Annotated in this window: 10 protein-coding genes; 3 read left to right on the top strand and 7 right to left on the bottom strand. The window is 59.1% G+C overall.

Annotated elements, in window-relative coordinates:
• Window positions 1-16: 16 nt before the first annotated feature.
• The 4 genes from C0V97_RS11345 to C0V97_RS11330 form a co-directional block, all read right to left on the bottom strand.
• Window positions 17-1,522, bottom strand: coding sequence for an aldehyde dehydrogenase family protein (locus tag C0V97_RS11345; protein ID WP_127102706.1), 1,506 nt, complete (start codon window positions 1,520-1,522; stop codon window positions 17-19).
• 225 nt (window positions 1,523-1,747) lie between these two features.
• Window positions 1,748-2,536, bottom strand: coding sequence for a deaminated glutathione amidase (locus tag C0V97_RS11340; protein WP_127102705.1), 789 nt, complete (start codon window positions 2,534-2,536; stop codon window positions 1,748-1,750).
• 146 nt (window positions 2,537-2,682) lie between these two features.
• Entirely contained in the window at window positions 2,683-3,636 is a 954-nt protein-coding gene (locus tag C0V97_RS11335) for an N-acetylglucosamine kinase (protein ID WP_127102704.1), read from the bottom strand.
• A gap of 94 nt (window positions 3,637-3,730) precedes the next feature.
• Window positions 3,731-6,238: a TonB-dependent receptor gene (locus tag C0V97_RS11330; RefSeq protein WP_233582118.1), complete on the bottom strand. Its 2,508-nt coding sequence runs from the start codon at window positions 6,236-6,238 to the stop codon at window positions 3,731-3,733.
• A 326-nt stretch (window positions 6,239-6,564) separates the two neighbouring features.
• Here C0V97_RS11330 and nagB point away from each other — a divergent pair, with 326 nt between their 5' ends.
• Window positions 6,565-7,332 (top strand): glucosamine-6-phosphate deaminase, encoded by a 768-nt coding sequence (gene nagB / locus C0V97_RS11325; protein WP_127102703.1) that lies wholly within the window; start codon window positions 6,565-6,567, stop codon window positions 7,330-7,332.
• A 74-nt stretch (window positions 7,333-7,406) separates the two neighbouring features.
• Here the strand turns inward: nagB and C0V97_RS11320 are convergent, their stop codons facing one another.
• From C0V97_RS11320 to C0V97_RS11310, 3 genes are all read right to left on the bottom strand, one after another.
• Window positions 7,407-9,599 carry a beta-N-acetylhexosaminidase gene (locus C0V97_RS11320; RefSeq protein ID WP_233582117.1) on the bottom strand — a complete coding sequence of 731 codons (2,193 nt, stop codon included), beginning with the start codon at window positions 9,597-9,599 and terminating at the stop codon, window positions 7,407-7,409.
• A 26-nt stretch (window positions 9,600-9,625) separates the two neighbouring features.
• Complete coding sequence (locus tag C0V97_RS11315; protein WP_233582116.1) at window positions 9,626-10,378, bottom strand: copper homeostasis protein CutC; 753 nt, start codon at window positions 10,376-10,378, stop codon at window positions 9,626-9,628.
• A gap of 95 nt (window positions 10,379-10,473) precedes the next feature.
• Window positions 10,474-11,610, bottom strand: a complete 1,137-nt coding sequence (locus tag C0V97_RS11310; protein WP_127102702.1) for an ROK family transcriptional regulator — start codon at window positions 11,608-11,610, stop codon at window positions 10,474-10,476.
• 716 nt (window positions 11,611-12,326) lie between these two features.
• Between C0V97_RS11310 and gluP the strand changes: the two genes are divergently transcribed.
• Both gluP and nagA read left to right on the top strand, forming a co-directional pair.
• Window positions 12,327-13,607, top strand: a complete 1,281-nt coding sequence (gene gluP, locus C0V97_RS11305; RefSeq protein WP_127102701.1) for a glucose/galactose MFS transporter — start codon at window positions 12,327-12,329, stop codon at window positions 13,605-13,607.
• 4 nt (window positions 13,608-13,611) lie between these two features.
• Window positions 13,612-14,742: an N-acetylglucosamine-6-phosphate deacetylase gene (nagA, locus tag C0V97_RS11300; protein WP_127102700.1), complete on the top strand. Its 1,131-nt coding sequence runs from the start codon at window positions 13,612-13,614 to the stop codon at window positions 14,740-14,742.
• The last annotated feature ends 70 nt before the right edge of the window (window positions 14,743-14,812 follow it).

Genomic DNA, 14,812 nt, shown 5'->3' with positions numbered 1-14,812 from the left:
CCCCTTCCCTCCTACTTCAAAAAAAACCGAGTTTCGTTTCGCTGTAGCTGACCAGCAGGTTTTTTGTTTGCTGGTAGTGGTCGAGCAGCATTTTATGCGTCTCGCGGCCGATGCCGGATTTCTTGTAGCCACCGAAGGCCGCATGGGCAGGATAGGCGTGGTAGCAATTGATCCACACACGCCCCGCCTGAATACCGCGCCCCATGCGGTAGCAGATATTCGCGTCACGGCTCCATACGCCCGCACCCAGACCGAATTCCGTGTCATTGGCAATAGCCAGGGCTTCTTCCTCGGTCTTGAAGGTCGTCACGGCCAGAACCGGGCCGAAAATCTCTTCCTGGAAAATGCGCATCTTGTTATTGCCGCGAAACACGGTCGGCTCGATGTAGAAACCGTCCTTCAGATCGCTCCCCAACTGCGCCTCGTGACCGCCTGTCAGCAGCTGCGCGCCCTCCTCCTTGCCGATGGCAATATAGGACAGGATCTTGTCCTGCTGCATCTGTGAGTTCTGAGCCCCCATCATCGTTGACGGGTCGAGCGGATCTCCCTGCTTGATGGCGCGCACACGCGGCAACACCTTCTCTATGAAGCGCTCATAGATGGACTCATGCACCAGAGCGCGGCTCGGGCAGGAACAGATCTGCCCCTGATTGAGCGCGAACATGGCAAACCCCTCAATCGCCTTGTCCAGGAACCCGTCATCGCGGTCCATCACATCGGCGAAGAAGATATTGGGCGACTTGCCGCCCAGTTCCAGCGTTGCCGGAATCAGGCTTTCGGCGGCTGCATGGGCGATGGTCTTGCCCACGCCGGTCGAGCCGGTAAAGGCCACCTTGGCAATGCGCGGGCTCTTGGCCAGCGCATCTCCCACATCGCGTCCCGTACCATTGACGATATTCAGCACACCGGGCGGAAACAGATCGCCGATGATATCGAGCACGACCAGAATACTGGCGGGCGTTGTCTGGGCCGGCTTCATGACCACGCAATTGCCGGCAGCAAGCGCGGGGGCGAGCTTCCAGGCCGCCATCAGGATCGGGAAATTCCACGGGATGATCTGCGCGACCACACCCAGAGGCTCATGAAAGTGATAGGCTACCGTGCTGTCATTGATCTCGCCAAGGCTTCCCTCCTGCGCGCGGATACAGCCGGCAAAATAGCGGAAGTGATCGATGGCAAGCGGGATATCGGCATTCAGCGTCTCGCGGATGGGCTTGCCATTATCCCAAGTCTCGGCACGCGCAATCAGGTCGAGATTTGCCTCCATGCGATCCGCTGCCTTGAGCAGAAGCAGCGCACGATCGGCCACCGAGGTCTTGCCCCAGGCTTCACGCGCCTCATGGGCAGCATCCAGGGCCAGTTCGATATCGGCGGGGGTGGAATGCGGGACCTGACACAGCACCCGCCCATCAACGGGGGAATGATTATCGACATATTGCCCGGCAACCGGCTCACGCCACTTCCCGCCGATGAAATTGCCATAGCGCTCGCGAAAAGGAGGTGCTGCCTTCGAACCCGTCATGATACCGACCCTTCCAGACAAGGCGGCAGTTTTTCCTGCCTGTCATAGAAGCCGCAGGCACTGCATCGCCAGACCTGTGCGACCCCACAAAACACATTTTCTGTGATGTCTCACACTCAGGGTGATAAGAGCATGGTTTGCCTCGCATCAGGGCTCAAGCCAACGCGAGGTCACCGCTTCGTGAAATATAAGCGTGAAGTCAAATTGTGCCCCGAGCATAGGCAGTCAGGGCGTAATAAGGACAGGCGGCGCAAACCGGCGGTTTTGCAAAACAGGCAGAGCCTGCCGGGTCTGGCCCAGATGCGCCGGATCGAATACGGCAGAGATCAGCCCCGCTGCATACCCCTTCGCGGCAATCACGGTGCCAAGCGGATCGATCATCAGGCTGTTGCCGATATTCTGCGTCCCGCATTCCCCCGCCCCGATCACGTAGCAGGTATTTTCCAGCGCGCGGGCAGCCAGCATGATTTCCCAGTGCCGCTCCTTGCCGGGGCCTTTCAACCAGGCGGCCGGCACCACAATCACCTCGGCCCCTTGCAGCGCGAGAGACCGCGCCACCTCCGGGAAGCGCACGTCGTAACAGGTCATGAAGCCGATCCTCACACCGTCGAGCGTAAGAACGGGTGGCAGGTCATGACCCGGCGCGATCAGTCGGGATTCCTGCATCGCAAAGGCATCGTAAAGATGCAGCTTGCGATAGCAGGCCAGACGCTGCCCGTCCTGCGCCACGACAAGCGTGTTGAAAAATCGTCCCTCACCGTCCGGCACATTGACGCAAAAGGCGACCATGATCCCCTGCGCCGCTGCGCAGAGCCGGGTTATGAAGGGACCATCCAGAGGCTGCGCCGTGCGCAGCACATGATCGGGATCCTGCGCATCCCGGGCGAGAATACCCTCCGGAAGCACGAGCAGCCTCGCGCCCTCGGAGCGCGCCTGCCCAATAAGCGCAGTCGCCCGCGCCAGATTATCTTCCCAATCGGCAGAGACGGCAAATTGCCCCGCAGCCATACGCATGATGGTGTTCCACTCCTGCCCGAGGCGCTTCGGGTGGCGCTGGCAGGTTTATCCTGTCCGCTCCAAAGCGGCGTAAAGGCTAGCGCGGCCAGTGGCCTCGCTCCAGAGAAAAGGGCGCAGGAACAGGACGAAAATCCGGAACGCAATCAGATCAGGCTGGCAGCCCGAAAGCTGGTCCCCAAACGGTCCACGAAGCCTGAATCGACGGACCAACCGGCCAGAGCAGCAGCGGTGATGACCGCTCCCCCAATAGGCGGCAAGCAAGGATCAACCGGCAATCCGCATCGATGCGCAATGGCATCGCGCAAGACCGCGCTGCGCATGGTGCCCCCCGCATAGCTCCAGGGGAGATCGGGAAAAGCGAGACGATTCCGCAAAGCCTCGACATGCAGGGCAAGATCATGCGCGGCGCGCTCCATGATCCCGAGAGAAACAGGACAGCCCATTTCCGCAAGCTTCCCGGTGTCGATGGCCAGTGCCGCCACGGCCGGGCGGGCCTCACCGAGGGTCGCATACCATTCCAGTAGCGCCGCACCGCATTCCTCATGATCCTCAGGCCACCCCCTGAGCGCAGCAAAACGGGTGACATAATCGCTCTCGTCGGTTTCGCGCCCGTCCAGCGCGCGCGCGAGATGAAACAACGCGGCGCGACCGATCGCATAGGCACTGCCTTCATCACCAAAAAGACTGCCCCAACCGCCCACGCGCGCCGTTTGCCCGTCTTTCCCCTGGCCCCAGGCCATCGAGCCCGTGCCGGACAGAAGGAGCACGCCGGGCTGATTCAGAAATGCGCCACGGCAGGCCATATCCACGTCATTATGAATGACATGCGGCACAGGGCACAAACCAGCCACGAGAGCCGCGAGTTCCTGGCTCAGGCGGCGGCTCTCTCCATAACCCGCCATGCCCAGAGCAGCGGCACACATATGCGACGACTGATCCTGCAGAAGTGACGTGACAACGCTGCGCCATTCGGGAACATCGAATGGATTGGAGCCGCCTGCCTTGCGCATCTCGGCAATACTGCCGTCCGGGCGGACGCGCAGGAGAAGTGTTTTCGTGCCGCCGCCATCGATCGCGACAATATCGGTTTTCTGCACGTTGTTCCCGTCTTCAAGCCGTTGAAACGCGCCCGGACATTCTCCGGGCGCCCGCCATGAGTCAAGCTCTGCCGGGCATGGCGCCCGGAATGGGTCAGAACCCGGTAGATACGGAAACCAGCGCGGCAAAATTACCGCCCACCAGATAGAGCGGCGCCCCCGCACTCGTCTTGTTGCCGTAAATCCCGGTCCGTGTCTTGGCGCTCGTCACGAAACTGGCCGGGGCGGAACGATAGATGTTATTGCCGATATTGACCAGATTCAGCTGGATTTTCGGCCCGCTCAGATGCGGCACACGCGGCAGCCTGTAGCCCAGAGTGATGTCAGACAGAACATAACCCGGGATGCGCTCGTCATTCATGAAGGTCGAGAACTGCGAGCTGATATAACGCAGGCTGAAATTGCCGAAGAATTGCTTGTTATCGTCATAGGCCAGCCCCACCGAGGCTGTAACATGGGGGCTCGCCACCATCGTCTTGCCCGAAGTTGGCAGATAATCGATCACCGATTGCCCCGCCGCATTGGTAGCCGAAACAGGCAGATTGTTATCCGTCGTGGCATGCAGATACTGGGCCGACACATAGGGGCTGATATGGTGCCAGGGCTTCAGCCCGAACTCGCCCTGAATACCCCGGATCGTTTCCCCCCCCACATTGATCGGCATCGAGACGAGCGTATTGGTCCCCGGGATATAGGCGGTCGAACTGACCTGATGATTTGTCAGGTTCATATTAAAGGCCGAAACCTGGAAATGAATGAGCGTCCCGTTATGGCGGTAGCCAATTTCCTCTCCAATGCCATATTCGCCATTCAGGTTGCCGGGCTGTGAGGTGGCACCCACTGCATTCGGATCGAAAATCTGGCTATAGGCCTGTACCGAAGCGGGCGCCCGAAAGGACGTCGTGCCATTGATATAGATCTGATCCTTGGAGGTCAGGGCGTAGCTGACCGCAAGCTGCGGAAGCGGCGCGAAATAATTGCGCACGGTCTTGTAGGGATCGGCGCCCGGCACGTCATTCGTCCCCTGACGCGAGACCATGACCGTTCGGAACCCGGCGCTCAGGGTCAGTTTGTTATTCAGAAGCTTGAGCGTATCGGCAATGAAGAGGGCATTGATCTGCTGCATGAAGTTCAGGTTATACCCGCTCAGCAGATCGCCCCCCGGTACGCGAATGCCATAAGCCCCATAGGAATTGGCTGCCTTGCCTGAAAAATCGACCGTCGCGAAGGTGGAGTGCTCCTCGTGCATGGCGTAGGAATACCAGTAGCCGCCTGAGAGGGTGTTATGCCCCGAGGTCCAGTCCAGCGATGTATTGACCGCCCCCACCTTCTGGTTCCACGGATCGACAGCCACGGTCGTGACCTTGCCATTGGTAACATAGGGCTGGTTCAGATCGCCATAAACCTGAGTGCCGAACGTACCGCCAGACGCAGGAATATTCTCGCCCCCCACAGCCGGGCCGTATTGATGCACATAATAGGGGGTAACGCTCAGCTTCAGCCCACGGGCGAGCGTGAAATGGGTCGGGACCACGACATCGAGCGAATTCAGATTGCTCAATTGGAGCTTGTAGTAATTGGCATCGCCCGGCGTGTAATGATCGCTGTAACTTAGTCCCTCTCCCCATTGCTTCCACTGCGCAGCGCTTGGTGCTCGAAAAGGGGTCTGCTCCTGACGATTATATCCAAAGACCGCTGTGACCGAATTGGCATCGCCCCATTCTTTCACGAATTTCGAATCGACATGGTAGCGCTTGAGACCACCGGGGCCACGCCAGTTGTTATTGGACTGATGGGAAAAGGACATGAAACCGCGTATGCCGGTATTCCCGATATCTCCGGTATCCAGACGCAAGAATTCCTTGTTCGCGCTCTTATTGCCCCCCATCAGATTGATGAAGCCGCCATATTTATGGGCGGGGTTCATCGCGGTCGCCGATATCTGGCCACCTACCGCGTTGAACGTGGGCGCATTCAGATCGGGTGAGCCCTGGGAGACCGTGACAGAGCCCAGATTCTCCGTATCGACCAGCATGGCCGTATAAGGCTCGTAATTGATCGGATCTGCCAGAGGGGCCCCCTCGAACAGATACCCGATCTGACTCTGGTTCATGCCACGCATGGTGATGTTATCGCCCGCTGTCGCGAGCGGGCTTTGATTGGCGTAGACGACGCCCGGCAGAGTGGCGATCATCGAAGAGATATTGCCAGTCGGTGCCTGCTTGGCGATGAAATCACGCGTCACGCCACTCTGTGATCGCGGCGCCGTCTGACGGGGCATCAAGCCGCCGCCCGCTGTCGTGTTACTGGTGCCATCCGCGTGACGACCGGCAGAACGTACCGAAATTTCCTCGGCCTGGGGGTTCGGACCAAGTACTGAGCCCTCGGTAGCGCTATTCGCCTTCCGAGGCGTAGGGGCTCCCATACCTGGTTTGCTCTGCACCGAACCCTGCGAGGGGGAAGAACCTGTATGCGTTTGTGCGCCATGATGCCCAGCAAGGCGCTGATGCGGTGACGCCGCCTCAGCAGCAGGGGCCGACAGGGCATAGTTCGTTGCGATAGCGGAACAGAAAAGAAGGAGATCACGTCTCAGATGCCGCATGGTCTACTCCTGCCGGACAGATTTAAGGTTGTATAGAATGATGGATACAGTGATTTTCGTTTTTGTATCGCATCGATCTATCGTATTTCCCGGACGTTAGACGGGTGATTACACTGGCGCAATAGTTTATTCTAAAAACTAATTGCCCTGTCCGACTCAAGGGCAGTTTATCGACTCAAGTCATTGTTAACGAACGAAAATATTATCTGAATGCAATATACCCTTAATTTATGTCGAAAAACTAAGTCTGAGTTTCTAAGTGCAGGATCAACACCGCTTTTTTGAAGCCGGATCATGACTCGAACCTGACGGGATTACGCCTGCCCATGCGCCTTATCATCATGCCGGACCAGCATTCCGCCACGAGACTCGCCGCGAACGAAATCGCCACGTTGATGAATGCCCTCCCCAAGCCTGTACTCGGCCTTGCCACTGGTCGCACCATGGAGGGCGTGTATGGGCATCTTCGCCACCTGCACGACAATCAGGGGCTGGACTTCTCGCGAACGACAACCTTCAATCTCGATGAATATGTTGGCCTCCGTGCCGAGGACACGCGCTCCTATCACTACTACATGCGCGACCTGCTCTTCTCGCACATCAATATCGACCCCCGTTCAACCTACCTGCCTGACGGCGTGGCCTCTGATCTCGCGGCCGAATGCGTTGCATATGAAAATGCCATTCAGCAGCATGACGGAATCGACCTGCAACTGCTCGGGATTGGCGATACCGGTCATATCGGCTTCAATGAGCCTCCTTCGCCCTTCGATACGCGCACACGCTGCGTATCCCTCAATGAGAGAACCCGGCAGCAGAATGCGGCCATGTTTGGTGGAGATCCGGCGCAGGTTCCAGCCGAAGCCCTGACGATGGGCGTGGGAACGATCCTCGAGGCCCGGGAATTGCTGCTTCTGGCGCTGGGAGACGCCAAGGCCAGTATCATCGCAAAGGCGCTCGAGGGAGAGGTAGGCCCTGAAGTCAGCGCGTCAGCCATCCGCCTGCACGATCGATGCACTGTCATTCTCGATGAAGAGAGCGCGGCCCTGCTCAGTGCGGAAACGAGGGAGAAAGCGGATTATACGCGGGGCTGATAGCCCCCCGACGTCCCGGGTTCAGGGGCAATCGGTATGGCGGCTCCGGGTTTTCAGGCCCGGAGCCATGCCCATCACCGTGCGGTAGCGATCAGGGATTTTAGTCCGGGCAGGATGGCGATCAGCAACCCACCTGCGGGCTGCTTCATATGGTTGGACGCATCATGATCGGCGCTCGCTGCAAAGGCCTGATCCTGCTCGGTCAGGAGCATGGAAGCGTGATCATGCCAGCTCTTGCCCAGAGGCCGGCCCTGAAGAGCGTCCAGCCCGGCACGTGACAGCGCCGCAATCTGGGCTGAAACGGGTTTGACCTCCTCCACACAGGGCGGCGCTGCCAGTTTCTGGAATGCTTCGTCATTGCCGATATACCGCACGAGACGCTGTTGCAGCGGTACGAGCAGGCTTCGATCCCCCGCCGCATAGCGCGCGGCCTGAGCATTGAACTCATTGGCCTCGAAACTGTCTGGAGCCGCTATGGCCGCGGGAGAAAGAAGGATATCTTCCCCCTTGCGCTCGGCAAGACGATTGATCGCGTAATTCCTTACCGGAACGGTAATGGCGACCAACTGGGTAAGTGGGGCCACATTTTCGGGCGTCAGTCGGGCAATCATGCGTGCCTGATGGTCAGAGGCCTTGAGCCCGAAGGTTTCGAGAAAATTCTGAACCCCTGGCAAGCGCTTATTGAGCCCTGCGATATCCCTGACCGATTGGGACGACCAGTACCGCTCAGCGAGGGCCGCAGAGCGCGGCCACAGGCGGGAATCGACCATCTCATCAGACACGATCTCGGTCCAGAGCGGCGCCTCTCCCCCCAGGACGAGCGCCTCCTGCGCCGCGCTGAGCGGTGGAGCATTCGGATCGCGCGTGAAGGCATTATCGAGCGGCCTGGGCGCCTGACCGGGCGGGTTGGGGTCAAGCCCATCGGCCCGTGTATCGAACGGATCAACCGCATAATGCGTGGCTGACGGGTTCAGCAGATCCAGATAATAGCCGGAGGAGACTACGACCGGATGGCCGAGCGCCGTTGCCGTGCCAACCCATTTGGAGCCGCGCCAGGCCTCCACCACCACATTCTTCGGGATCGGCGCTTCGCTCACCTCGTCCCATCCCATCATGACCTTGCCATTCGCAGCGAGCACCTTCTCGATTTCCGCTGTGAAGGCCGCCTGAAGGGCGGGCGCATCCTTGTAGCCATGTGCCTTCATATAGTTGGCGATCTGCGGATTATCGTTCCATTGCGCTGAGACGACTTCATCCCCGCCCGTATGGAAATAGCGATCCGGAAAGAGCTCGGCCATTTCAGCAAACAGCACTTTCGCAAAGGCCAGGACGTTCGGATTTGTCGGATCCATGGCCGGGGTATTCAGATCGGGATGCTTGGTGCAATGCGTGGTGGTTTCGCCATTGCTCGAAGCGACCTGGCAATCCTGCTGCCAGTCCTTGACCGTCGGCACTGGCTGACGCGCGGCCAGAGCGGGATAGGCTGTGAGAATGGCCAGGGTGTGGCCGGGCACATCAAATTCCGGCACGACGCGTATGCCACGATCGGCGGCATAGGCCACGATCTCCCGTATCTGCGCCTGCGTGTAGTAGCGACTATGGCCGCCGACCTCCTGCAGGCGCGGCAGGCGCTTACTTTCGACCCTGAAGCCCGTCCCATCGCTCAGATGCCAATGCATCACATTGAGCTTGGTCAGTTCCATTGCATCAAGCTGCCGCTTGATCGTGTCCGTTGACTGAAAATGCCGGGAGACATCGAACATCAGCCCGCGCCACTTGAAGCGTGGCGCATCATGCACCTGTCCCTGTTCAAGCGCCGGGACGGCCTCTCGTGTATCCAGCATCTGCAACAGGGTCGCCAATCCATGCAGCACGCCCGCCGGGCCATCAGCCTCGAGCGCTATGCCTCTGGATGAAACATCCAGGCTGTAGGACTCCTTGGCGTCCAGCGTAAGATAATTGGGGTCACGCCCGGTGCGTATGGTCAAAACCGGTCCAGCGCCGCGACGCGGCGATACGCCCGCCTGACGCAAACGGGCCTCGAAACGCGCGAGCGCGCGCTTGAGCAACGGCGAAGGCGGCTGCGACCACACAATTCTGGGGAGTCCGGTGAGCGCCAGGGACTGACCGTTCAACGCCATCTGAGCCGGCTGCGGCATGAAAACGGGAACAAGCGCAGCGGCCTGGGCCTGCCTTGCATCGGCGAGACCGAGCGAGAGCGCAGCCAGCGCCACGCCACAGCTCATCGCCCTTCTGGGAAGAAACATCGGGCCCAATCCTTTTCTGTAACGGCTCACCCCCGCTGCATAGACGCCATCGCCACAAGCAACTGGTTGATCTCCGCAGCGGATGTCACAGCATTCGACGCTGCGAATCCGAAATGAACGAGTCTTTCATCCTGCATCGCAATTTGTTTCCGGCAAGAGGCATGAACGGCTCTCACTCCTGTTTCCCGCATCAGAGCGACAACGTTACCAGGCCGAACCCCACTCCCGGCCATGATTTCGATGCGTTCCTCAGCATAGTCATGCATAGCCTTGAGCCGCGCCGCGCCTTTGACCGCATCAGAGGCCTGCCCTGAGCTGAGCACACGCTCGAAACCGAGCGCAATCGCCGCATCGAGTGCAGCGAAAGGATCGGGCGCGAGATCGACAACACGATGGAGTTGTCGGCGCATCGGCCAGCAGGCAGCAGAGAGCCGCTCCAGCATGCGGAGATCGAGGGTGTGATCCGGGTGGGCGGCGCCGAGAACAACGCCAGCCAGCCCGGAATCACGCATCAATGCGATATCGGCCAGCATTTGCGCTTCCTCACGCGCGGTGAAGCAAAAATTGCCCGGCCGCGGTCGGATCATCGCGAAGACTGGCACCGCGCATGAGCGCGCCTGCTGAACAAGCCCGTATCCAGGCGTCAGCCCACCCAGATCAAGCGCGCTGCATAACTCGATACGGGCCAGCCCTGTCATCGCGGCGCTATGCAGACCTTCCGCATCGTCGACGCAGATCTCGAGCGTCGGCATGCCGTGCATCCCGATGATAGGGTTCATATCGTGCCGTCAGGACGACGTGTCATGCGATAACGCGCGAGAACACCCATGCTTGTCTCCTGACCTGATGCCCCTCGGATAACACAAACCGGGAGTTACAGACTGGAATTACCGAACAGGAAATGTTGCGCAGCAAGGCTTGCCGCGCCCGTCGCGAAATCGCGCGGGTGCAGTGAACCGAGGACGAGTTCCGTCTGATAACTGTCACGGCGAAGCACATGAGCCTCAACGGCCTGACGGAGCGCACGCGCGAAGACACTTTCCACCAGATTGGGGTCGAGCCTCACAACAATGCGCGACGGATCGACGAACTGGATGACCTGGGAGAGCGCCAGTCCAAGCGCCGTGCCTGCGCGATGCAGAATGGAGAGCGCTTCGGGTTGTCCGTCCCCGGCCATTTCTACTACCCGCCCGATTTCATCCGGGAGACCGGCGCGTCGGGCCGCCCCCAGAATGGCCGGCAAAGCCGCGAGCGTCTCGAGACAGCCCCGATTGCCGCATCGACAAGGCAGGGCTTCACCGTCAATGGCGATCGGTGCATGCGATAATTCACCTGCCCCGCCATGCCGCCCCCTGTGCAGACGCCCGTTGACCATATGCGCTCCGCCAATCCCCTCGCTCACGAATACCAGGCTGAAATCGCTCAGATCGCCGGAATCGCCAAAAAGCTGTTCACCGATGATCAGGGCATTGGCATCGTTCTCGACGAAAACCGGCAGCCCCGTCATATCCGCAAGGCGCTGTCCGATATTGACCCCATGCCAGCCGAGCGTGGCGGAGGCCAGACAGGTCTGGCCGTCTCCGGACACGATCCCGGCGATCACGACCCCGATACCAGCCAGAGCGCCGATGCCCGATGGATAGTCCCGGCGGATAGCCCCGACGGCATCGACGATGGCCGCAATACAGGCGTCGACATCGGAGATGAGCGGAATGGTCATCTCGATATGCACGTGGCCATGCGGATCGGTCAGGACCACATGGGCCGGATCGGACTGGAGGGAAACCCCGATGAAACTGGCTGCGTCCTGCCTGAGGCCCAGCATGACTGCCGGACGACCGAAACCGAATACACGTTCGCGCTCGTCGAGGATATTCTGTTCGATCAGCTCGCGAACCAGCGCCGTAACGCTTGCCTTGCTGAGATTGAGCGCGCGGGCAAGATCGGTACGGCTTTGCGGCCCGGAACGACTGAGCGCACTCAGAATGCGATGATGACCTGTCGAGAACATTCTTTATTCATTCTCTGAAGTAATTGTATAATTTTGCTTATTGAACTCACAACGCCAAAGAGAAGGAATGACGCTCACTCACGCGCCTCCTTTTTGACTTTACGGACAGAAATCATAGTAGCGACAAGTCTATCCGATTGTCTACCTCAGGTATTAAAATTCTACTAATTTTTGAAAAAATAGTGAATGTTTTCTGAGACTCGTTGCTTAGTTTTCGCAATCAATAATATATCGAGATTATACCCAATAATACATATCTATAAACTAAATAGAGCCTATAGCCATCGATGACGATTTCTGCGAATGTGGTAGGCGTCCTCAATGTTGGATATTGGCAAACATTGTCACGCCATCGAGATGGACCGGTTCTGCACCAGACAACCCACGACCACCGGTTGAAAAATCAGAGTAATGAGGTCGCTGCAACGCGCAGCGCCTGACCGCAACCGGCGCCACTGAGTCCGATTGGTTGGCGCAAAAACAACTACCCCTCGCGCCCCGAGGTGACCTGGTCACCCCCATGACCATCTGTCATCGTGGCCAAGGGTACACCCGTCGGTGAAGGGCCACGCCTGCGCCTGGGAGGGGTTCCGATTATTGTGAAAGCGAAACTTCAAAATCCCGCTGGCTTCGACGCGGAAACCCAGCTTATAATCCACATAGTTCAGAAATTGAAATAAACAATTCCCCGAATCCCTTTGAGGATATCCCAGAAAATGACCAAGGTCCCCTCCCCCCAGGACAGGCTGGTTGGTTCTTACGGTTATGGCGCGCTGGCTGTCGCAGCGCTCATCTTTTTTGCCATGGGATTTGTCACCTGGCTCAATGGCCCGCTGATTTCCTTCGTACGCGTCGCTTTTTCCCTGAGCGAGTTCAGCGCGTTCTTCATTCCGCTTGCGTTCTATTTCTCGTTTTTCCTGTTTTCCATCCCGACCTCTCTGATCGCCAGACGGCTTGGTCTCAAGACCGGCCTCACCCTCTCTGTGCTGGTCTCTGCGCTCGGCGTCGCCGTTTTCGGGCAATTCGTCTCATGGCGGATCTATCCTGGCGCGCTGACCGGGCTGCTCATCCTGGGTGCGGGCATTTCCCTCATGCAGGTTGTCATCAACCCGCTCGTAAGCCTGCTCGGTCCGGCTGATCGCGCCGCACAGCGTATCTCCATCATGGGGATCTGCAACAAGACGGCCGGAATTCTCGCCCCGATCGTGCTGGGGCTGCTCGTCATGCGCAATATCGGCGCCGTAGCAGAAAAAGCCCAATCGGCAACCGACCCCGCCGTGCGTGAGACGCTGCTCAATAATTTCGTCCAGGCCCTGTATGCGCCCTATATGGGCATGGCCGGCATCCTTGTATTGATTGCCGTGATTGTCGCCCTCGCCCCGCTTCCCAATCTGGAAGCTCCCGCGATCACGACGGGCGAAGGCTCGCAGCCAAGCTTTTTCAAGCCGCATCTCGTCTTCGGCTTCGTCGCGATGTTTCTCTATGTTGGAATCGAGGTCATTGCGGGTGACGCCATCGGCACTTACGGCCAGGGATTCGGTCTTCCTCTCGATGAAACCAAGTTCTTCACGGCCCTGACACTGACCGGCATGCTCATCGGTTATATCATGGGTTTCATCATCGTACCGCGCTTCATCAGTCAGGAGAATTACATCCAGATTTCCTGCCTGGTCGGATGCGCACTGACAATCATGGCCGTGCTGACGCAAGGCTACACCTCCGTGTTCTGTGTTGCCCTGCTTGGCGTGACCAATGCCATGATCATGCCCACCATCTTCCCGATCGCCATTCGTGGTGCGGCACATATGACCGCCATGGCCTCGGCCATTATGGTCATGTCCTATAGCGGGGGGGCGATCGTTCCGCAGTTCTATGTGTGGCTCAAGCCGGTCTTCGGCTTTCAGGGCATGTTCGCCATGATCGTCATTCCGGCCTATCTGGTAATCCTGGCTTATGCCCGTCGCTACGGTCGGGTCGGACTGACAACGCAGGACTGAATTCATGACCGAAAAACTTGCTGGCCAGATCGTACTCCCTGATCGGATCGTGGCCGGCACGCTTCATTTCGATACGCATGTCAGGGCCATCGACAAGAACGGGGCCGATGCCCCCTTCTTCATTCTCCCTGGCTTCATCGACGGACATGTGCATGGCGGCGATGACGCCGACACAATGGATGGACCCGAAGCCATACGCCACATGGCGCGGTTCCACATGAAGCACGGGACCACGACCATTCTGCCCACGACCATCACCCGCCCCTGGGAGGACGTGCTTTACGCGCTCGACAGCGCCGCCTCAGTGATGAATACCCCCGATGAGGATGGCTCCCGCATCCATGGGGTGCATCTTGAGGGCCCCTTCGTCAGCCCGCATAAACTCGGCGCCCAGCCGCCATTCACGATCGCCCCCACACCAGAGCGCCTTGCCGAAATTCTGGCGCGTGACTGCGTCCGTGTCGTCACCCTCGCCCCCGAGATCGATCACGCCGACGAAGCCATGAGGATTTTTGCGGACGCGGGCGTCCGGGTCAGTATCGGCCATACCACCGCCGATTTCGAGGTGAGTTGGGCCGCCCTGAATCGCATCTGTAGCTGTGGTGGCGTGGCGGGGGGCACCCATCTGTTCAATGCCATGTCGGCCATCGAAGGCCGCAATCCCGGCCCCGTGACCGCGCTGATGTGCCATGACACCAGCTATGCCGAGATGATCTTCGATACACATCACGTGCATCCGGCCAGTTTTCGGCTCGCTTCACGTATCATGAGGGAGCGGCTGCTCTTTGTGACCGATGCCATGAGGGGGGCCGGGCAACCCGACGGGCCAAGCACACTCGGCGGCCAGGAGGTCCTCATTCGTGAGGGCGTCGTACGCCTGCCCAATGGCTCGCTGGCGGGCAGCATCCTCACCCTCGACCAGGCAGTGCGCAACGCGGTGACGCATGGTGCGTCGCTGAGCGAGGCCAGCAAGCTGGTGAGCACCAACCCGGCCCGCTATCTCGGCCTCGCCGATCGCGGCAGCCTGACGCCGGGGCGTCTGGCCGATCTCGTCGTCCTCAATCGGGATCTGGATATCGAGCAAGTATGGGTGAACGGGCGCAAGGTCCATGAGAGAACGCCGCAGTCTCGTTAAATAGGGCTCAATCCTATCACCCTTTTGTAACAATATCACACGTAGTTTTGTAGTTGCCCGTGGTGTTGCT

It is taken from the genome of Asaia sp. W19, from assembly GCF_003994335.1.
GTDB lineage: Bacteria > Pseudomonadota > Alphaproteobacteria > Acetobacterales > Acetobacteraceae > Asaia.
This window is presented reverse-complemented; position numbering and strand designations above follow the sequence as displayed.

Excerpts from the sequence above, each read along its gene's own strand:
- C0V97_RS11345 (WP_127102706.1), bottom strand. The coding sequence starts at position 1,522 with ATGACGGGTTCGAAGGCAGCACCTCCTTTTCGCGAGCGCTATGGCAAT.
- C0V97_RS11340 (WP_127102705.1), bottom strand. The coding sequence starts at position 2,536 with ATGCGTATGGCTGCGGGGCAATTTGCCGTCTCTGCCGATTGGGAAGAT.
- C0V97_RS11330 (WP_233582118.1), bottom strand. The coding sequence starts at position 6,238 with ATGCGGCATCTGAGACGTGATCTCCTTCTTTTCTGTTCCGCTATCGCA.
- nagB (WP_127102703.1), top strand. The coding sequence starts at position 6,565 with ATGCGCCTTATCATCATGCCGGACCAGCATTCCGCCACGAGACTCGCC.
- C0V97_RS11320 (WP_233582117.1), bottom strand. The coding sequence starts at position 9,599 with ATGTTTCTTCCCAGAAGGGCGATGAGCTGTGGCGTGGCGCTGGCTGCG.
- C0V97_RS11315 (WP_233582116.1), bottom strand. The coding sequence starts at position 10,378 with ATGAACCCTATCATCGGGATGCACGGCATGCCGACGCTCGAGATCTGC.
- C0V97_RS11310 (WP_127102702.1), bottom strand. The coding sequence starts at position 11,610 with ATGTTCTCGACAGGTCATCATCGCATTCTGAGTGCGCTCAGTCGTTCC.
- gluP (WP_127102701.1), top strand. The coding sequence starts at position 12,327 with ATGACCAAGGTCCCCTCCCCCCAGGACAGGCTGGTTGGTTCTTACGGT.
- nagA (WP_127102700.1), top strand. The coding sequence starts at position 13,612 with ATGACCGAAAAACTTGCTGGCCAGATCGTACTCCCTGATCGGATCGTG.